Here is an 18475-nt window from a genome sequence, read left to right as displayed (position 1 = left end):
CTGCGTGGTAACGCCTCCCGTGACGCTCTGCGTCACAGCGGACGCAGAGCGTCCCTGGCTGCATTCCCACGCAGAGCGTGGGAACGATCATTTACCTGACGGCCAAAACCTTTCGCCGCCCCCCGGCGCATCCGTCCACGCCTGCAACGAGCGTGTCGGCAAATCGAAATAATCCCGCGTGCGCGCATACCCATGCCCACCCATCCGGCCAATTGCATCGAGCCCGAGTTGATCGATGTACAAGGTTTTCGGGTCGATCAATTCATCCCGCACATGCGCCATCAACACTTCGCCAAAGATAATCTCCCGCGACTGCCCGATAGACAGCGCCATCATCCGTCGACATTCCAAGGCCACCGGGGCTTCGCCGATTCGTGGGCATTTGACCGTGGTGCCGGGAATGGCGGTGAGGCCGGCGGCCGTCAGTTCGTCGAAACCGGGAGCGAACGGCACGGCGCAGACGTTCATGGCTTCCACCAGGGCATCGCTGACGATGTTCACGGTGAATTCCTGGTTGAGCTGGATATTGCGCGTGGTGTCCTTGGGGCTTTGGTCGCCGTAGTTTTCCACGCCCAACGCGAGGATCGGCGGGTCGGCCGAGAGGGCGTTGAAGAAGCTGAAGGGCGCGGCGTTGATTCGGCCTTCGCCGTCGATGGTGGTGACCAGGGCAATCGGCCGGGGCACCACGCTGCCGATCAGAATCTTGTACTTGTCTCGCGGGCTCAATTGGCTGAAGTCAAAGCTTTGCATGGGCAGAATTCTCTAAAGAAGGGGATCAATCGCGCTCAGTGGCGCGTCTGCGCTGTAGTCGTCAGCGAACGGAATGGCCGGTTTGAACAGGCCTTTCCAGTCCGGTTGGCCGAAGGCCCGGTCGCTGTGGCTGCGCATCAGTTTTTCGAATTGTTGTTGCGCCTGGCGTTGCAGGGCGGGGTAGTCGACGCCTTGAACCTGACCGTCCTGCATCACACAGCGGCCGTCGATGTAGCTGGCGATGCAGTCGTCACCGCGCCCGGCCAGCACCAGGTTTTTCAGTGGATCGAACAACGGCCCCAAATGCAGGCCGCGAAGGCTGAACACCGTGATGTCGGCCTTGGCGCCCGGTGCCAGGCGACCCAGATCGTCGCGGCCCAGGGCCTTGGCGCCGCCGAGGGTGGCGGCATTGTAAAAATCCAGCGTGCAGGTCAAGGAACCATCGCCCTCCATCAAGCGCGCGATGTTCAGACCCTGGCGCATGTTTTCCAGCAGATCCGCCGGCCAGGTGTCGGTGCCCAAGGCGAAGTTGATGCCCTTGGCCCGATAGCGACCGAAAGAGTTCAACGCCTCGCCGTCACGGGCAAACACCACCGGGCAATGCACCAGACTCGCGCCGCCATCCACCACGCGTTGCAGATCGTCATCGCCGCAGGTGTAGAGGCCGTGGGGCAGCAGGCTGCGCGGGGTCAGCAGTTTCAATTGCTGCAACCAACCCAGCGGCGAAGTACCGCGCAGTTGTTCGACCATCGCCACCTCACCGAGCCCCTGGCAGCAATGCAAACGCATCGGCGCGTTCAGTTCCCGACTCAGCGCGGCAGTGCGTTGCAGCAGGGCCGGTGTGCAGGTCTGGATCCGGTCCGGCAGCAGCGCGCCACGAATCAAACCCTCGTGCGCACCGTCGAAATCACGGAAAAACCGCGCAGCCGCATCGAGCCCCGCCATGCCCCGCGTTTCATCCCAGTGATGTCCGAGGCTTCCATCGGCGCGCCAGTAACTCATGCCGCTCATGTAGCAGGGGCCGAGGTAAGTGCGCAGCCCCAACTCGCCCGCCACACCGGCTACCGCAGAAAACTCGTCGTAGGTCTCGGCCCATTCGCGGTAATACATCGAGGTGATCGGCATGGCGGTGGTGATGCCGTTGCGGATCAGCTGGGTGAAGGCGTAGCGGTATTTGAAGACTTCTTCATCGGGGCTGTAACTCTCCCGCGGACCGCTCGCCAGGTAATCCTCGGACCACATCCGGCCCATGTCGCGTTCATCGCCGTTGTCCAGCGTCAGCACCGTCGAATCAAGATCGCCGAGTGCATCCAGGTCGATGAAACCGGGTCCGATCAATGCGTTGCCGTAATCGACCCACTGATCCACCGGCCCTGGATAGCCACGCCCGACAAACACAATGCGCGAACCTTCGAACACCACTTCGCCGTCGCGCCACAGCACATGCCGGGTGCCGTCGAACCCGACCACGCAACTGGCTTTCAATCCAGTCCTTTTCACAGACGGCTTTCCAGCAGTTGGCCACCCGAGGCGATCAACTCACCGCCGCGATAAACCTGGCGCATCGGCCGCGACACCACCGCTTCACCCAGCGTCTGCACCGGCATCAGCAAAAAATCCGCCGGCTGACCGATCTCCAGACCATAACCCTCACAGCCCAACGCCCGAGCGCCATTCACTGTGGCGGCTTCAAACGCCGCCATCAGTTCATCGTCTTTGTTCAAATCGAAACGAAACGCCAGCAGCATCGCCCGTTCGAGCATGTCGCCGTTGCCCATGGGCGACCAGGCATCACGAATGCCGTCCGAACCCAGGCACACGTTCACCCCGGTCTCGCGCAATGCGAGAAACGGCGGCACCGCGCAATCGGCCGGCGCCGAACTCATCAGGGAAATGCCCAGGGCCGCCAAACGCTCGGCCACCGGTTTGACCTGACTCCACGGCAACATCCCAAGGCAGTACGCGTGGCTGATCATCACCCGACCCTGACGCCCGAAGCGTTCGGTGTAGTCGGCGATCAGTGCGATCTGCCACAGGCCCAGTTCGCCCTTGTCGTGCAGATGAATGTCGACGCCACGCTCGAATTCGCTGGCCAGCTTAAACACGAAGTCGAGCTGGGCGATGGGGTCATTGTCGATGCCGCAGGGGTCGAGTCCGCCAACGTTTTCCACGCCCAGGGCCATGGCTTCGCGCATCAGTTCGGCGGTGCCGGGGCGGCTGATCAGGCCGGTTTGCGGGAACACCACCAGTTGCAGGTCGATCAGGTCGCGGTAGGCTTCGCGCAGCTGTTGCATGGCCTCGACGTGGCGCAGGCCGAATTCCGGGTCGATGTCGACGTGACAACGCATCGTCAGCGAGCCACGGGCGATGCAGTTTTCCAGCAGGGCGCCGGCGCGCTGGGCAATCGGTGCCTGGACGTCGCGCAGCACGCGGCGCTCGTTAGCGATGTAGTCCTTGAGCGTCGGGCCGGCGCTGTTCGGGTGCCAGGGTTGGCCCCAGAGGGTTTTGTCGAGGTGGATGTGGCTTTCAACCAGGGCCGGGGTGAGGAGCTGGTTTTGGCCGTCGATGTCGGTGGTGGTCAGAGGCGCGTTGGACGCGGGGCGTCGAGCCTTGAACAGGCCGTTTTCCAGAAACAGGTCTTCGGCGGGGGAGCCGTAGGGGCGAACGTTGCGTAGCCAGGTCATTACATACCTCAAATTTTTGTGGTGTCTGGGCGGGCCTCATCGCGAGCAGGCTCGCTCCCACAGTGGTTTTGTGTTGAACATGGAATGTGTGAACAACCCAATACCCTGTGGGAGCGAGCCTGCTCGCGATGGCCGCGACTCGGTCTCAAACCCAGCCAATCAACCCTTGAGCTTCGACCAGATCCGGTCCTGCAACTCACGCGCCTTGTTGCTGCACTCTTTTTCCGGGCGCAGGCGTGAGGCGAATTCGTCGGGCATGTTGATCGCGTCCATCACCCGCCATTTGGCGTCGATCAGTTTGTCGCTCTGGATACCGTTGGCGTAGGCGATGGCGTTGGACACGGCGGCGGCGTTTTCCGGTTTCATCATCCAGTCGATGAAGAGCTTCGCGTTGCCAGGGTGCGGGGCGCTTTTCGGTACGGCGAAGTTGTCCTGGAACATCGCCAGGCCTTCGCGCGGGTACACGTACTTGATGGTGCTTTTTTGCAATGTGGCCCGGGCAGTGGAGCCGTTCCAGTTTTGCATCATGATCACTTCACCGGAGGCCATGCGGTCGACGGTGTTGTCCGAGCTGTACATCTTCAAGTGCGGTTTCTGTTTTTGCAGCAGCTCCAGAATGCGCTTGGCGTCCTGCGGGTTTTCGCTGCATTCGTCGACGTTCAGGTAATGGCTGGCGGCGTTGATCACGCTGCTGGACGTGTCGAGGGCGGCGAGTTGGCCTTCGAGTTCCTTGCGTGGTTCGAAGAACTCTTTCCAAGAGTCATCGAGCTTGCCGCCGGGCACCCGCGCGCTGTCATAGGAAAACCCGGTGGTGCCCCACAGGTACGGAGCGGAGAACTTGCGGCCCGGGTCGAAACTCGGGTCGCGGAACGCCGGTTTGACGTACTGGAAGTTGGGCAGGGTCGACGCGTCGATTTGCAGCAGCAGGTTCTGGTTGATCAACGTGCGCATGATCGACTGCGACGGCACGATCACGTCATACGCCGCGCCACCGGCCTGCAACTTGGCCAGCAGGGTTTCGTTGCTGTCGTAGCCGTCCATGGTGACCTTGATCCCGGTTTCCTTTTCGAACTTGGCCAGCAGTTCCACCGGGTAGTAGTCGGTCCAGTTATAGAAGAACAATTCCTTGGGTTCGGCGGCCTGCGCGGTGAAAACGCTGAAGCAACCGAGGGCCAGACCGGCGACGCCGTAACGCATGCTTTTGAAGATCGTGTTTTTCAACATCATGGTTTTACGCTCCGAAAGTACCGCGAAGGAAAGGGCTCATTGGTTTTTGCCGCGCTGTCCCAGCCAGAAGGCCAGCACCACCAGCACGATGGAAATCACCAGCATCAGGGTCGAGATCGCGTTGATCTCCGGCGTCACGCCGGACTTGATCGCCGAGAAGATGTACACCGGCAACGTCGTCGAACCGGGGCCGGCCACGAAGAAGGTCATGATGAAATCGTCGAGGCTGACGACGAACGCCAGCACCGACCCGGACAACACTGCGGGCCACAGCAGCGGTAGCGTCACTCGACGAAACACCTGCCACGGGTTGGCGTACAAATCGTTCGCCGCCTCCAGCAAGCTCTTGTCCAGATCATTGAGCCGCGCACGGATCGGCAGGTAGGCGAAAGGAATGCAGAAGCCAATGTGCGCGACGATCACCGTCAGCAAACCGAGCTTGATCCCCAGCGCCATGAACAGCAGCAGCGTGGCGACGGCGGTGACGATCTCCGGCAGGATCAGCGGCAGGTTGATCCCGCCCTCGACCATCTTCTGCCCATAGAACGGCCGGTACGTCGCCAACGCCGCAAGCAACGCAATGGCCGTGGCACAGACCGTAGCGATGCCGGCGACGATGATCGAGTTCAGCGCTGCCGTCTGGATCGACGGGTTGGCCAGAATCCTGCCGTACCAGGCGAACGAGAACTCGGTCCATACCGTGGCCGAACGGTTGGCGTTGAAGCTGTAGGCGATCAGCACGAAGATCGGCACGTACAGATAGGCCAGGATCAACAGGCTGACTTCGCGGGTCAGCGGTAGTTTTTTCAGGTGCAGGGCGATCATGCGGTGGCTCCCCGACGTAGAGTTTTGGCGGCGCTGCGGCTGTAGAGGGCGTAAAGCACCAGGGACAGCAGCAGAATCCCCAGCAACAGGAATGACAGCGAACTGCCCAGCGGCCAGTTGCGCGCGGTGCCGAACTGTTGCTGGATCAGGTTGCCGATCATCAGTGTCTTGCCGCCGCCGAGAATCGCCGGGGTAATGAACGCACCGAGACTTGGCACAAACACCAGCAACGCGCCGGCAATCACGCCGGGCATCGACAGCGGCAGAATGATCCGCTTCAGCGCGTGCCAGCGATTGGCGCCGAGGTCGTACGCGGCTTCCACCAGACGCCAGTCGAGTTTTTCCAGGGTCGAGTAGATCGGCAAAATCATGAACGGCAGGAAGCTGTAGACCAGCCCGACGCTGACGGCGAAGTCGTTGTAGAGCAGGGTGATGCCACCCGCCTGGGGGAACAGCGCGTTGAGGCTCTGGGCGACCCAGCCGTGCTCACGCAGGATGATCAGCCAGGCGTAGTTGCGAATCAGCAGGTTGGTCCAGAACGGAATGGTGATCAGCAACACCATGAGGTTGCGCCGCTGCGGTGTCAGGCTCGACATCCACAAGGCCACCGGGAAGCCGAACAGGAAACACAGCAACGTGGTGCCGCCGGCCTGGAACACCGAGCGCAACAGCGCCTGGGCGTAGACCCAGTTCAGCTCCAGTTCACCGTCGAAACCTTCCTGGAAAAACAGCTGCACGTAGCTTTGCAATTGCCAGTCGGCCTGCCAGTCGACGCCGCCGTACACATTGCGCGGCAGCAAGCTGATGTAGCCCATGATGCCGAGCGGAATGGCGATCAACGCCAGCAAAGTCAGAACCACCGGGCTGAGCAACAGCGCACGGCTGAGGGCGGGAGAAGTGCTGCTGACGCTCATCTCAGGCCTCCATCAACAGGCAGGCATGGGGCGGCAGGTTGACCGCGACGCGATCACCGACCACGCGGCCACGGTTCAGGCCTTCGTTGTTCTCGCGCAGCATGACCTTGATGTCGTTGTTCAACCGGCACTGATAGAGCGTGGCAGTGCCGACATACAACACCGCTTCGATCACGCCGCGCAGGTGATGCGGTTGCGCCTGGTCGACCAATTGAGAGCGTTCCGGGCGGAAGGCCAATTGCACGCTGGCGCCGTCGAAGCCTTGGGCCGGGCAGGGGATTTCCACCGGCATGCCATTGGGCACGAACAGTTTTTCGTTTAGCTGGCCGCGTTTGATGTGGCCGGGGAGGAAGTTGATGTCGCCGATAAACTGGGCGACAAACTGATGCTTGGGTCTTTCGTAGATATCGTTTGGGGTGCCGATTTGCAGGATCTTGCCGGCGGACATCACGGCGATTCGATCGGACAGGGTCAGGGCTTCTTCCTGATCGTGGGTGACGAAAATGAAGGTGATTCCGGCTTCCTTCTGCACGCGCTTGAGTTCGACCTGCATTTCCTTGCGCAGCTTCAGGTCCAGCGCCGACAGCGGTTCGTCGAGCAACAGCACTTTGGGTTTCGGCGCCAGAGCCCGGGCCAGCGCCACGCGCTGTTGCTGGCCGCCGGACAATTCGGCCGGTTTGCGCTGGGCCAGGTGTTGCATTTGTACCAGCGCGAGCATCTCATCGACCCGTTGCGGGATGAGCTTGCGATCAAGACCCTGCATCTCAAGGCCGAAGGCGATATTCTGCGCGACGCTCATGTGCGGAAACAGCGCGTAGCTCTGGAACACGGTGTTGACCCGGCGCTTGAACGGTGGCAAATCATTGACCGGTTCGCCCGCCAGACGAATCTCGCCTTCGCTGACCTGTTCGAAGCCGGCGATGGTGCGCAGCAGGGTGGTCTTGCCGCAGCCGGAAGGGCCGAGCAAGGTGAAGAATTCATTGTCGGCAATGTCGACTGAAACGTTGTCGAGGGCTGGAGCCAGCCCCGGATCGTCGGAATACCGCTTGGAGACGTTACGCACTTCAATCGCAGTTGGATGACCCATATTGGTGCATTCCTCTAATTATTGTATGCAATATCTGGATGCAATCTACAAATAACCGGATTAATCTGCTCGTGCAACCCCCTTTTTCAAAGGCTGTTCATCGCCTGGGGCCGGTTGTTTAGCGCTAAAGGAGTGTTCAGATGACCGAGAAAAAACTCGAGACCACGGTCGACCGCGTCTACCAAGGGGTTTACGAGGCGATCAGCAAACGTTCATTGCGGCCCGGGATGAAGCTGGGCGAAGCGTCATTGGCCGAACTTTTTAATGTCAGCCGGACGTCGGTTCGTGCCGCGCTCAAGCAGTTGGAAGCCGATGGCCTGGTGACCACCGAGCCCAACAAAGGGGCGTCGGTGTCGTTGCCCAGTGATGAGGAAATTCGCTCGCTGTTTGAAACGAGGCGCCTGGTCGAGATCGGCATCGTCACCGAGCTCTGCCGCCGTCGTGATACTGCCGTGACCCAGGACCTGCGTGATCACCTGTTGCTGGAGGATGAAGCGCACCGCAGTGGCGACCATGAACGGTTGATTCATTTGCTGGGTGAGTTCCACATCAAACTCGCGCAAAGCCTGAACAACCCGGTGTTGCTGGACTGGTTCCGCAAGCTGATTTCCCGCGCCTCGCTGTACGCCGCGGCACTGGATGACGACAGTCACGAAGCGTGCCGCGACGACGAACACCTGCGGCTGATCGAGTACATCGAAGCCGGCAACCAGAGCGCAGCGATCGAACTGACCTGCATGCATTTGAATGGCATCGAGAAGGCCATTCTCGACGTCGCCGCCACGTTGAAAACCGACTACCACCCGCTCAAGCACCTGATCGAGGTCTAACCACGCTGAAACCGTGTAGCAGCTGTCGAGCCTGCGAGGCTGCGTTCGGCTGCGAAGCAGTCGTGAAAACAAACACCTCGGTGTGTCAGGACAATCTTGGATGCAGGGTTTACGACTGCTGCGCAGCCGAACGCAGCCTCGACAGCTGCTACAAAGTCCTCAGGGAAAACCCACAAAAATCTGCAAGTCCAGAATCAGCTAACCTCTATGAAACCATTGGCGACGACGATGCTCGAAACAAACGGGCACGCACCGTCCTCATGCCGTTGCGATCCCTTAAGCCGGTCATCTACAGGGATACAGAGTCAGTCGATGCAGTTTCTAGACGATAGCCATGGGTGTGCAGGCTGGAACGGTGAAATGGCCGAGCGCATCCGCGCGTTCGACTGGAGCGTGACTGAGCTCGGGCCCATGCACGCCTGGCCCAGAAGCTTGTGCAGCGCGGTGCAGTTGATGCTCGCGTCGCCACTGCCGATGGTGATGTTGTGGGGCCGGCCGGGTTACATGATCTATAACGATGCGTACTCGAAATTTGCCGGTGGCCGCCATCCTTACCTGTTGGGTTCCCCGGTGGAACTGGGCTGGCCGGAAGTCGCCGAATTCAATCGGCATGTGGTCGACACTTCCCTGGCCGGTGGCACGCTGTCCTATCGCAACAAAGAGCTTGTGCTTTTGAGGGACGGCATACCCGAAGACGTCTGGCTGGATCTCTATTACAGTCCGGTGGCGGATGACGACGGGAAACCGGCCGGGGTCATGGCGATGGTGGTCGAGACCACTGAACATGTGATTTCCGAGCGCCGTCGTCAGGCCGCCGAGGACGCCTATCACGCCGACAATGAGCGGGTGCGCCTGGCGCTCAATGCCGGGGCTCTGCTTGGCTCGTTCGTCTGGGACATCAAGGACAATGTGCTCTCCGGCGATGAGCGTTTCGCCCGTACTTTTTCCTACCCGCCCGACCAGAACCTGGCCGACCTGCCAATGGACATCGCGCAGGCACGGATCCATCCCGATGACCGCATCTGGATGCAGGAGCAGATCAATCAAGCAATGAAAACCGGCGAACCCTTCAATGCCGAGTGTCGGGTCCTGCGCCCTGATGGCAGTTACCTGTGGGTACTGGCGAGTGGAGGCTGCGAGTTCAACGAGCAGGGCGAACCGTTCCGTTTTCCCGGGGTGTTGATCGATATCCACGAACGCAAGATCGCCGAAGAATCCCTGCTCAAGTTCACCCGTAATCTGGAGCAACGCGTTGCCGACGAAGTCGAAGCGCGACTGGCCGCTGAAGAACAACTGCGTCAATCGCAGAAGCTCGAAGCCATCGGCGGCCTCACCGGCGGCGTGGCCCATGACTTCAACAACCTGTTGCAGGTGATCGCCGGCAATCTGCACTTGCTGGCGCGGCATGAACCGGACAATGCCAATGTGCAGCGCCGGGTCAGCGCTTCGATTGCCGCGGTCGAACGTGGCGCCAAACTGTCTTCGCAATTGCTCGCATTCGCCCGTCGTCAGCCCTTGTCACCAGCGGTCTGTGATCTGCGCCAGGTCTTCGATGGGCTCGGGGAATTGTTGCAGCGGGCGCTGGGGGAAACCATCCAGATCAACGTCAGCGCGGCCGAAGCCCTTTGGCACATCTACGTGGACCGCAATCAACTGGAAAACGCCATCCTCAATCTGGCGATCAATGCCCGCGACGCCATGAAGGGCGAGGGGACCATTGACCTGAGCGCCGAGAACATTGTCCTTGATCGCAAGTTTTGTGCAGGCAAGGGCATCGTCGCCGGCGACTATGTCTGCGTGGCGGTGGCTGACAAAGGTATCGGCATGTCCCCGCAAGTACTCGCACAGGCTTTCGAGCCGTTTTTTACCACCAAGGCCGATGGCCAGGGCACGGGGCTGGGCCTGAGCATGGTGTTCGGTTTCGTCAAGCAGAGTGGCGGGCATATCGAGATTTCCAGCGTGATCGGGCACGGCACGCGGGTACAGCTGTATTTCCCTCGCAGCTTGCGCCCGATGCTCAACGAAACGGTACGGCATGACCCACAACAGCGAGGCGGACACGAAACCATTCTGGTGGTCGAGGACAACGAGGCGGTGCGCAGCTCAGCGGTGGAGTTGCTGAGTGAAGAAGGTTATCGAGTACTGACGGCGGCCAATGGCGACGTGGCGATGCAGATGTTGCTGGAGGGCGCGGTGGTGGACCTGATTTTCACTGACGTGGTCATGCCCGGCCTGATCAAAAGCGCGGACCTGGCCGCCTGGGCCAAAGTGCAGACGCCGCCGGTGGCCGTGTTGTTCACCTCGGGCCACACACGTGACATTATTTCGCGCAATCACCAGCTCAGTCCTGATACTTATTTGCTGAGCAAACCCTATGGTCCCCAGGCGCTGACCCAAATGGTGCGCACCGTCCTCAATGGCTAACTCGATTGATCGTTCCCACGCTCCGCGTGGGAATGCCTCTAGGGACGCTCCGCGTTCCAGCTCTCGAAAGGGACGCGGAGCGTCCCGGGCTGGATTCCCACGCGGAGCGTGGGAATGATCAGGTACAGGTGAACCGCATTTTTTTGAACCTTCCAATCAAGGCCGCTCATGACATCCAAGCGCACTTCCAATCCCCCCTCCGGCATGGTCAGGGTGCGCGGCGCCCGGGAACACAATCTGAAAAACGTCGATGTCGACATTCCCCGGGATGCCTTGGTGGTGTTCACTGGCGTGTCCGGCTCGGGGAAATCGTCGTTGGCGTTCTCGACCCTCTACGCCGAAGCGCAACGTCGCTATTTCGAATCCGTGGCGCCTTATGCGCGGCGCCTGATCGATCAGGTCGGCGTGCCGGATGTCGACTCCATCGAAGGCTTGCCGCCGGCGGTGGCGCTGCAGCAACAACGGGGTACGCCGAGCACGCGCTCTTCGGTGGGCAGCGTGACGACGTTGTCGAGCCTGATCCGCATGCTGTACTCCCGGGCCGGCAGTTACCCGCCGGGGCAACCGATGCTGTATGCGGAAGATTTTTCGCCCAATACGCCTCAGGGCGCGTGCCCCGAATGTCATGGGTTGGGGCGGGTGTATGAAGTCACCGAAGCGTTGATGGTGCCGGACCCGAGCCTGACCATTCGCCAGCGCGCGGTGGCCTCCTGGCCCACCGCCTGGCAGGGACAGAACCTGCGCGACATTCTGGTGACGATGGGTTACGACGTCGATAAACCCTGGCGCGATCTGCCGAAAAAACTGCGCGACTGGATTCTCTTCACCGAAGAAACACCCACGGTGCCGGTGTATGCCGGGCTCACCCCCGAAGAAACCAGAGTCGCGCTCAAACGCAACATGGAACCGAGTTACCAGGGCACGTTCACCGGCGCCCGGCGCTACATCCTGCACACCTTCAGCCATTCCCAAAGCGCGCTGATGAAGAAGCGCGTCGCGCAATTCATGCTCGGTAGCCCGTGCCCGTTGTGCGACGGCAAACGGCTCAAACGCGAGGCGTTGTCGGTGACCTTTGCCGGTTATGACATCGGCGAACTGTCGCAGATGCCATTGCTGCAAGTGGCCGAAGTCTTGAAACCAGTCGCCGCTCACAGCTACCTCGAACAGGCCGAGGCAGTGGGCGAAGTGCTGACGCATGACCAGACCCGCGAAGCCCGCGAGCAACGAGTGGCCCACGGCGCCAGTGGTCACGCCAACGCGCCGGATGTACGCCACACACCGAACCTGTCGGTGGAGAAACGCCTGGCCGCGCAGCGGATCGCTCAGGACTTGCTGGAACGGGTCAGCACGTTGACCGATCTGGGGCTTGGTTACCTGGCGCTGGACCGCAGCACGCCGACGCTGTCGTCCGGTGAATTGCAGCGCCTGCGCCTGGCGACGCAATTGGGTTCGCAGTTATTCGGCGTGATCTACGTGCTGGATGAACCGTCAGCCGGATTGCACCCGGCGGATGGCGAAGCCTTGTTCGAAGCACTGCAACGCTTGAAAGCCGCCGGCAACACTTTGTTTGTGGTCGAGCATGATCTGGAAACCATGCGCCGCGCCGATTGGTTGATCGACGTCGGCCCGGCGGCTGGCGAGCATGGCGGCCAAGTCCTGTACAGCGGACCGCCGCCAGGGCTGGCCGGGATAACGAATTCCCAGACCCGCGCCTACCTGTTCGCCGAGCAGGTCCCCGCATCACGTGTCAGCCGCAAACCGACCGATTGGTTGCGACTCGAAGGCATCACCCGCAACAACCTGAACAACCTCAGCGCCGAGTTTCCACTGGGCTGTTTCACCTCGGTGACCGGTGTCTCCGGTTCCGGCAAATCGAGCCTGGTCAGTCAGGCGTTGCTGGAACTGGTGGGCGCGCATCTTGGGCGTGCGGCAAGTGACAGCGAGCCGCAAGAGTTGAGCCTTGAGGACGACGCACCGCTAGTCAGCGGCGGACAGGTCACGGCGGGGCTGGAATCGATCAAGCGCCTGGTGCAAGTCGATCAGAAACCCATCGGCCGCACACCGCGCTCGAACCTGGCGACCTACACCGGGCTCTTCGACAACGTGCGCAAACTGTACGCCGCCACGCCTCAAGCCCAGGCCGAGGGTTACGACGCGGGCCAGTTTTCCTTTAACGTCGCCAAGGGGCGATGCCCCACGTGCGAAGGTGAAGGCTTTGTCAGCGTCGAGTTGCTGTTCATGCCCAGCGTCTATGCCCCGTGTTCGACCTGCCACGGCGCGCGCTACAACCCCGAGACGCTGGCAATCATCTGGCAAGGGTTGAACATCGCCCAGGTGTTGCAACTGACGGTGGACGAGGCGGTCACGGTGTTTGCCGAGCAACCGGGTATTCGCCGGTCGCTGGAGGTGCTGCGCGATATCGGCCTGGGTTACCTGCGCCTCGGTCAGCCGGCGACCGAGTTGTCGGGCGGTGAAGCCCAGCGGATCAAACTGGCCACCGAACTGCAACGCAACCAGCGCGGGGCAACCTTGTATGTGCTCGACGAGCCCACCACCGGTTTGCACCCACGGGATGTCGATCGCTTGCTCGAACAGTTGAATACGCTGGTGACGGCGGGGCATACGGTGATCGTCGTCGAACATGAGATGCGCGTGGTGGCGCAGAGCGACTGGGTGATCGACATCGGCCCCGGTGCGGGGGATCAGGGCGGAAAGATTGTTGTGGCAGGCACGCCGCAGAAGGTAGCCAAGAGTAAAAAGAGCCGGACGGCGCCCTTTTTGGCCAGAATCCTTTGATCGTTCCCGCGCGGGACGATCGGTTCACATACCGTCCCGCTTGCGCCGGATTTTGTCCAGCCGTTCACTCGAGCATAGGCGATTCATTCGATGGAACGTTGTTTGCGCAGCGGCTTCGAATCTTCAAGGCCCGACTGTTTCAGCCGCGCATGTGCAGTGATGAACGAGGTACTTATGAACGATGACAGTGATCTTGAGGAAAACGCAAAAACCCCCGAACCGGAAAGCGCAGACAAAGCGGTCGACCAGAAGCAACGCCACACCGATAACGACAACGAGTTCAGCCCGGGTTTCAAGCCGAATCCCGACCGGCCCAAACCCGGGGATGACACCGATGCCGATATCGATACTGATGGTGGTTAGTCAGGAACTGAAAAGGCCGCATCAAAAGATGCGGCCTTTTCGTGGGAGGGTTATTTGTCTGGATGAGCAGCCTGGAGCTTTTTCGCCATTTGCAGATGTTTCTCCAGCGCCGGCAGCATTTTCTGCGCGAACCCTTTCAGATCAGTGGCGCCTTTGGTTTTGTCGTCCGTTACGGTGTTGGCTTCTTTCTTGAACAGCTCAATGGTGTCTTCATGGGCTTTCACCTGATTGTTGGCGTAGGCCGCGTCGAAAGATTCATCGCGCAAGTCGAGGATTTTCTCTTTCGCCTGTTTGACTATCGTCGTGCTGTCCGGTACCTCGATGTCGTGCTTTTTCGCCAGCGCCGCCAGTTCATCGTTGGCCTTGGAATGGTCGGTGATCATCATGTTGGCGAATGCCTTGATGTCCGCCGATGAGCTTTTTTCCAGGGCCAATCGGCTCGTTTCGACTTCCGCGATACCACCCGCGGCCGCCTTGTCGACGAAGTCATTGGAAGTGGCAGCGAAAGCCGTGCCCATGCTGGTGCTCAAGGCAACGGCCAACGTGAGGTAGCGCAGGGTAAATCCGTCCATTGGTTATTCTCCACACAGGTTTTCATGGGCGATCGATTGATCGTTAACTTGTGGATGCCGACGAGCGGGCAAAGGTTTTATTGCGTTTAGGGCAGGGCGACGAACGGGCACCGCTGGTCTGATAGGCGGTCGACAGGAGGGGCTAACCGAGGCCATTCTGATAGTTGGTGAACGCCATTGATCGCGTTTGCCTCCGATCAACAAACGGAGGTGTTCCATGCCGGTGCCACACGACCTTTATCAGGATCTCAATCTTTCAAAGGAAGATATCCAGCAAAAACGCACCAAGGATCCATTACTGGATTCACTGATCAACAAGTATTCACAGGCGGATGCTGAGGTCGTAAAGGCCGAAACCGCCAAATCGGATGCGCCCAGCGATGACGCATTGAAGAAACTCAAGGAGAAGCGCGTGCAGGTTAAGCAAAAGATCGTTGATCGGCTCCAGACGCCGTCCTGACGCGCCCTGTCTGGTCACCGACGATCGGTGACTGAAAAATTGGAACGGCGATAAATACCGGCACCTCGAATGTTCAGGGTCCGAATCTACGGCTCCATGCGAGGTGCCCCATGAATCCAGGATTCGCCAGCTGCTACATTATTGAGCTTACTTTTGTAACGCCGTACTGAGTGGCAATCGCGCCATGTGTCTGGCCTTCAACGACCCGAAATACAACCAGTCTCCATACTCGCGAACGGTGGTGATCGGCGAATAGTTGTCGCGGCTACCGTCCTGCAAGTTGGCGATCACTTTGCCGTCCAGATCCAGGCCCAGGGCGAAGGCGCGTTTCTCCACCGGCTTAGGCAGGAAAGTCATGGCCCGCACAATCATCTTGCGCACGAATGGATGCGGCGCAGTGGCATCGAGCAAGGCATTGCGCGGCGCATAGAGCGCCACCCAGAAGCGGTCTCGACCATTGAACGCGAGGTTGTCCGGCAACCCTGGCAGGTTGTCGATGAACAGGTCCCGGGTGCCGGCTTTTGGCCCGCTCAACCAGTAGCGACTGATGCGATAGGCGCCCGTTTCGTTGACCAACACGAAGGCATCGTCCGGTCCCAACGTCACACCGTTGGCGAATTCCAGCTTATCCAGCAGGACCGCGGTCTTGCCGGTCTGGAAGTCATAACGCAGCAAGCGGCCATCGCCGCCGTGCTCGATGATCGCGTCGCCGTCACTGCCGTAGCCAAAGCGGCTGGAGGCATCGCTGAAATAGGCGTAGTGCCCGGACTTGTCGATTACCACGTCGTCGGTGAAACCGAAGGGCACGCCGTTGGCCGTGGTGGTCAATGGAATCAAGCGGCCCTGGACATCCAGAGACAGCAAGCCCTTGACTCCGTCGGCAATCACCAGCATCCCGTTGGGATGACGGGCCAGCCCCAAGGGTCTGCCGCCCGTATCGGCCAGGACCTTGGTGACCTTGCCGTCGAGGCTGGTATGGATCAATCGGCCGTCATGCAAACCCGTGATGAGCGCGTCTTCCTCCAGCAGCAACGCTTCCGGGCCGTCGATATCAGCGGCGCCAACGCGCTCCACACCTTTGAGGCGCTGATTGTCGGCATAGATGCCGCTGGTGAGGGAGGGCGCCGGTGACGGTGTCCAGGCCACCGGTTGTACCTTGGTCGGCATCAGTAGCAGAAAGGCGCCGATGGCAATGATCAGCAGCAATACCACATGGCGAAACCTGGCGGTTCGACTCACGCGCTGACTCCTGCCAGGGCCCACTGTTTTTGCGCCATCTCGCGCAATGTCAGCATCGAAGCTGCCGATTCACGATTGATGCGGCGCTTGAGCAGCAGTCGATTGGCAATGCGCATCGCCAGGCTGCTGAACTGATACTCCAGGGTGCGGACAAAGCGTGTGCTATCGCCCCGGGCCTCGCACTCGTAAGTCACCACCAAAGACAACCCGTGATCATCATGGGCCCAGGCACTCCAGCGGCGTCCTGGCAGGTATTCGTTAACCTCCCAGTGCAGGTGTCCCTCACGCCCGCCGGCCTTGATGTCTTCCTCGAACCGCCCACCGGCCTGCAGCGGACCGCTCTGGCCATTGACCTTCAGAGACGAGGGATGCCACTCCGGCCAGCGGGTCACGGTGCAAGCATAGGCGAGCACGTCAATCGGGTCTCCAGCAATGTCGATGTGATGCTGCATGCAGGTCATGGGCGTTCTCGTCGAGTGCAGGTCAGTCGGCTCCGGTTCCCAATAGAGGGTGCCGAACAGGTAGTCCATCAGCGGCAAAACGATATTGAAATTGCGCTCCTGCATCAGCTCACGACGGTGATGCAGTTCGTGCAGGCGGCGCATCTGGCAGATCCACGGCAACCGTGTGAGGAGATTTTCCGGCGGCAGGTGCTCGCAGGCATGGAACACTTCGTAGGCCAGGTAGCCGAGGACCAGGCAGCCGCCGATCAACCCGGCGACGTTGGCATCGAACTGCTTGAACAGCCACCAGACGGGCAGGGTGATGACGAGCGTGTGCAACACGATCAGCCAGGCGGGAAACAGAATCACCCGCCAGTCTCGCGCCGTTTCGTAGGTCATGTGGCCAGGGGCGAAAAAGCTGTGATGGTCGCCGGCATGGCGGGCATAGAACATTCGCGCGAAGTTCTTTTTGTGATGTCCCAAGTGCCGATGGACCATGTACACGCCGAAGTTGAAAAACAACAACGTCAACGGCACCGCCAGCCATTGAAGTGGCTGAACCTGGTGCACCGTGCTCCAGAATCCGCCGATGGCCAGCAAGCCGAACAGCAGCACAAAAGTGCCGTGCAGCCATGGGTTGTAGAGTGGATGAATTGCAGCGCGGTAGCGGGCGCGGAATGCTTCGGTGGTCTGCCTCACTGCAATCACCTGTCGTTATTGTTATCTCCAGCAGCGTAGCCGATCCCGGCGTTTTGGCTGGCGCAACCTTGAGGACTTAACCGCCATGCTTCGGTGCAAACCGGATTCAGGTCAGCGGGTTCCAGCGTTGCGACCAGTCATCGTCGGATTTGATCACTTCGCGAAGCAGGTCGAAGGCTTGTTGCAGGGTCGCCGAGTCGCGGTCGCGGGAGTAAACCAGATAGGTCGGGTAGCTGAATTCGGGGGCTTTGGGCACTTGCTCCAGCACACCGCTTTGCAGATAACTCTGGACCACCCGGGTGCGGAAGTAGCCGCTGCCGCCGTTTTCCAGGATGTACTGCAAGCCCAGTGGGCCAAGGTTGAAGCTCAACGCGGCCTTGGCTTTTTCCGGCAGGGCCGCATCGTGTTGACGGCGGAAGTCCGGGCCCCAGTCGATGTACACGTAGGGATCAGGTCTTGCGGCCAGGCGGATGAGGACCAGTTTTTCTTCCAGTACCTGTTCGACTTGCAAGCGTGGCCAATACTCGGGCTGGTAAACCAGCGCCGCATCCAGAACCCCCAGTTCCAGCTGTCGCAGCAGATTTTCACCGTCACGGATTTCCATGCGCAGGGCATGGCTGGGGATCTTCTCGCGCAGCGCTCCGGCCCAACTGAGCATCAGCGGATTGCACAGGCTGACCTCGCCACCGATGTGCAACACGTCGCGATAACCTTCGGGTAACGGCAAGTCCCGGCGCGCCGCTTCCCAGGTTTCGACCAGTTGATTGGCGTAGACCACGAAGGCTTCACCGTTCGGCGTCAGGCGCGCACCGGCTCGGTTGCGCACGAACAGGGTGCTCCCAAGTTGGCTTTCGAGTTTTTGCACGCGCGCGGTGATCGCGGTCTGGGTGACGTGGAGTTTTTCGGCGGCTGCGGCAAGGCTGCCGTGGCGGACGATTTCCAGAAAGGTGCGGGCGAGATCGATATCCATGGGGCGGCCGGAGGGGGAGGTGCGCCATTGTAAGAGCACCGCTCAGCTGTGGCGAGGGAGCTTGCTCCCGCTGGGGCGCGAAGCGGCCCCAAAACCTGTTGCCACGATTCTCCAGATACGCTCCCGGTCGGATGGTTTACGGCTGCTGCGCATCCGAACGGGAGCAAGCTCCCTCGCCACAGTTTCCCCTTT

The 18475-nt window shown here is 60.4% G+C and carries 16 protein-coding genes; 5 read left to right on the top strand and 11 right to left on the bottom strand.

From position 1 onward, the window contains the following. Nucleotides 1–87: 87 nt before the first annotated feature. From AC3WP4_RS01020 to AC3WP4_RS00990, 7 genes are all read right to left on the bottom strand, one after another. A complete protein-coding gene (locus AC3WP4_RS01020) occupies nt 88–750 on the bottom strand; it encodes a flavin reductase family protein (RefSeq protein WP_074877629.1) in 663 nt (220 codons plus the stop codon). Between the two features lie 12 nt (nt 751–762). After that, nucleotides 763–2250: an amidohydrolase family protein gene (locus AC3WP4_RS01015; protein ID WP_102614283.1), complete on the bottom strand. Its 1488-nt coding sequence runs from the start codon at nt 2248–2250 to the stop codon at nt 763–765. After that, entirely contained in the window at nt 2247–3434 is a 1188-nt protein-coding gene (locus AC3WP4_RS01010) for an amidohydrolase family protein (protein WP_102614284.1), read from the bottom strand. Before AC3WP4_RS01010 ends, AC3WP4_RS01015 begins: the two co-directional genes overlap by 4 nt. Before the next feature lie 159 nt (nt 3435–3593). After that, entirely contained in the window at nt 3594–4658 is a 1065-nt protein-coding gene (locus AC3WP4_RS01005; RefSeq protein ID WP_371916895.1) for an extracellular solute-binding protein, read from the bottom strand. Nucleotides 4659–4697: 39 nt separating this feature from the next. Continuing rightward, complete coding sequence (locus tag AC3WP4_RS01000) at nt 4698–5486, bottom strand: ABC transporter permease (RefSeq protein ID WP_046048507.1); 789 nt, start codon at nt 5484–5486, stop codon at nt 4698–4700. Next, nucleotides 5483–6400: an ABC transporter permease gene (locus AC3WP4_RS00995; RefSeq protein ID WP_074877623.1), complete on the bottom strand. Its 918-nt coding sequence runs from the start codon at nt 6398–6400 to the stop codon at nt 5483–5485. The genes AC3WP4_RS01000 and AC3WP4_RS00995 overlap by 4 nt, the downstream gene beginning before the upstream one ends. Before the next feature lies 1 nt (nt 6401). Next, nucleotides 6402–7487, bottom strand: coding sequence for an ABC transporter ATP-binding protein (locus tag AC3WP4_RS00990; RefSeq protein ID WP_102614286.1), 1086 nt, complete (start codon nt 7485–7487; stop codon nt 6402–6404). A gap of 140 nt (nt 7488–7627) precedes the next feature. Here AC3WP4_RS00990 and AC3WP4_RS00985 point away from each other — a divergent pair, with 140 nt between their 5' ends. The 4 genes from AC3WP4_RS00985 (at nt 7628) to AC3WP4_RS00970 (ending at nt 13900) form a co-directional block, all read left to right on the top strand. Continuing rightward, nucleotides 7628–8317 (top strand): GntR family transcriptional regulator, encoded by a 690-nt coding sequence (locus tag AC3WP4_RS00985; protein WP_074877619.1) that lies wholly within the window; start codon nt 7628–7630, stop codon nt 8315–8317. A gap of 312 nt (nt 8318–8629) precedes the next feature. Then, the gene (locus AC3WP4_RS00980) at nt 8630–10741 is read left to right on the top strand and encodes a hybrid sensor histidine kinase/response regulator (protein WP_102614287.1); all 2112 of its coding nucleotides are present in this window, start codon (nt 8630–8632) and stop codon (nt 10739–10741) included. A 168-nt stretch (nt 10742–10909) separates the two neighbouring features. Next, nucleotides 10910–13537, top strand: coding sequence for an excinuclease ABC subunit UvrA (locus tag AC3WP4_RS00975; protein ID WP_102614288.1), 2628 nt, complete (start codon nt 10910–10912; stop codon nt 13535–13537). Between the two features lie 174 nt (nt 13538–13711). Next, nucleotides 13712–13900 carry a hypothetical protein gene (locus tag AC3WP4_RS00970; protein ID WP_074877613.1) on the top strand — a complete coding sequence of 63 codons (189 nt, stop codon included), beginning with the start codon at nt 13712–13714 and terminating at the stop codon, nt 13898–13900. Between the two features lie 50 nt (nt 13901–13950). Here AC3WP4_RS00970 and AC3WP4_RS00965 read toward each other — a convergent pair whose 3' ends face one another. Next, the gene (locus AC3WP4_RS00965; protein WP_074877611.1) at nt 13951–14472 is read right to left on the bottom strand and encodes a DUF4142 domain-containing protein; all 522 of its coding nucleotides are present in this window, start codon (nt 14470–14472) and stop codon (nt 13951–13953) included. Between the two features lie 217 nt (nt 14473–14689). Here AC3WP4_RS00965 and AC3WP4_RS00960 point away from each other — a divergent pair, with 217 nt between their 5' ends. Continuing rightward, nucleotides 14690–14932, top strand: a complete 243-nt coding sequence (locus AC3WP4_RS00960; RefSeq protein ID WP_074877609.1) for a DUF465 domain-containing protein — start codon at nt 14690–14692, stop codon at nt 14930–14932. Between the two features lie 147 nt (nt 14933–15079). On the opposite strand, the gene AC3WP4_RS00955 is transcribed toward AC3WP4_RS00960, so the two are convergent. The 3 genes from AC3WP4_RS00955 to AC3WP4_RS00945 all read right to left on the bottom strand — a co-directional run bounded on the left by AC3WP4_RS00955 (nt 15080) and on the right by AC3WP4_RS00945 (nt 18283). Continuing rightward, entirely contained in the window at nt 15080–16171 is a 1092-nt protein-coding gene (locus AC3WP4_RS00955) for an SMP-30/gluconolactonase/LRE family protein (RefSeq protein WP_074877607.1), read from the bottom strand. Continuing rightward, complete coding sequence (locus AC3WP4_RS00950) at nt 16168–17313, bottom strand: SRPBCC family protein (RefSeq protein WP_102614328.1); 1146 nt, start codon at nt 17311–17313, stop codon at nt 16168–16170. Before AC3WP4_RS00950 ends, AC3WP4_RS00955 begins: the two co-directional genes overlap by 4 nt. A 106-nt stretch (nt 17314–17419) precedes the next feature. Further along, nucleotides 17420–18283 carry a LysR family transcriptional regulator gene (locus AC3WP4_RS00945; protein ID WP_074877605.1) on the bottom strand — a complete coding sequence of 288 codons (864 nt, stop codon included), beginning with the start codon at nt 18281–18283 and terminating at the stop codon, nt 17420–17422. Between the last annotated feature and the right edge of the window lie 192 nt (nt 18284–18475).

Source organism: Pseudomonas sp. FW305-20, from assembly GCF_058788075.1.
The sequence above is the reverse complement of the archived record's forward strand: the minus strand, read 5'-3'. Positions and strand labels throughout refer to the sequence as shown.

What these genes read in the sequence shown, in the direction of transcription:
- AC3WP4_RS00960 (WP_074877609.1), top strand. Translation starts at nt 14,690, where the DNA reads ATGCCGGTGCCACACGACCTTTATCAGGATCTCAATCTTTCAAAGGAA.
- AC3WP4_RS00990 (WP_102614286.1), bottom strand. Translation starts at nt 7,487, where the DNA reads ATGGGTCATCCAACTGCGATTGAAGTGCGTAACGTCTCCAAGCGGTAT.
- AC3WP4_RS00965 (WP_074877611.1), bottom strand. Translation starts at nt 14,472, where the DNA reads ATGGACGGATTTACCCTGCGCTACCTCACGTTGGCCGTTGCCTTGAGC.
- AC3WP4_RS00980 (WP_102614287.1), top strand. Translation starts at nt 8,630, where the DNA reads ATGCAGTTTCTAGACGATAGCCATGGGTGTGCAGGCTGGAACGGTGAA.
- AC3WP4_RS00975 (WP_102614288.1), top strand. Translation starts at nt 10,910, where the DNA reads ATGACATCCAAGCGCACTTCCAATCCCCCCTCCGGCATGGTCAGGGTG.
- AC3WP4_RS00995 (WP_074877623.1), bottom strand. Translation starts at nt 6,400, where the DNA reads ATGAGCGTCAGCAGCACTTCTCCCGCCCTCAGCCGTGCGCTGTTGCTC.
- AC3WP4_RS00970 (WP_074877613.1), top strand. Translation starts at nt 13,712, where the DNA reads ATGAACGATGACAGTGATCTTGAGGAAAACGCAAAAACCCCCGAACCG.
- AC3WP4_RS00985 (WP_074877619.1), top strand. Translation starts at nt 7,628, where the DNA reads ATGACCGAGAAAAAACTCGAGACCACGGTCGACCGCGTCTACCAAGGG.
- AC3WP4_RS00945 (WP_074877605.1), bottom strand. Translation starts at nt 18,283, where the DNA reads ATGGATATCGATCTCGCCCGCACCTTTCTGGAAATCGTCCGCCACGGC.
- AC3WP4_RS01020 (WP_074877629.1), bottom strand. Translation starts at nt 750, where the DNA reads ATGCAAAGCTTTGACTTCAGCCAATTGAGCCCGCGAGACAAGTACAAG.
- AC3WP4_RS01000 (WP_046048507.1), bottom strand. Translation starts at nt 5,486, where the DNA reads ATGATCGCCCTGCACCTGAAAAAACTACCGCTGACCCGCGAAGTCAGC.
- AC3WP4_RS01010 (WP_102614284.1), bottom strand. Translation starts at nt 3,434, where the DNA reads ATGACCTGGCTACGCAACGTTCGCCCCTACGGCTCCCCCGCCGAAGAC.
- AC3WP4_RS01005 (WP_371916895.1), bottom strand. Translation starts at nt 4,658, where the DNA reads ATGTTGAAAAACACGATCTTCAAAAGCATGCGTTACGGCGTCGCCGGT.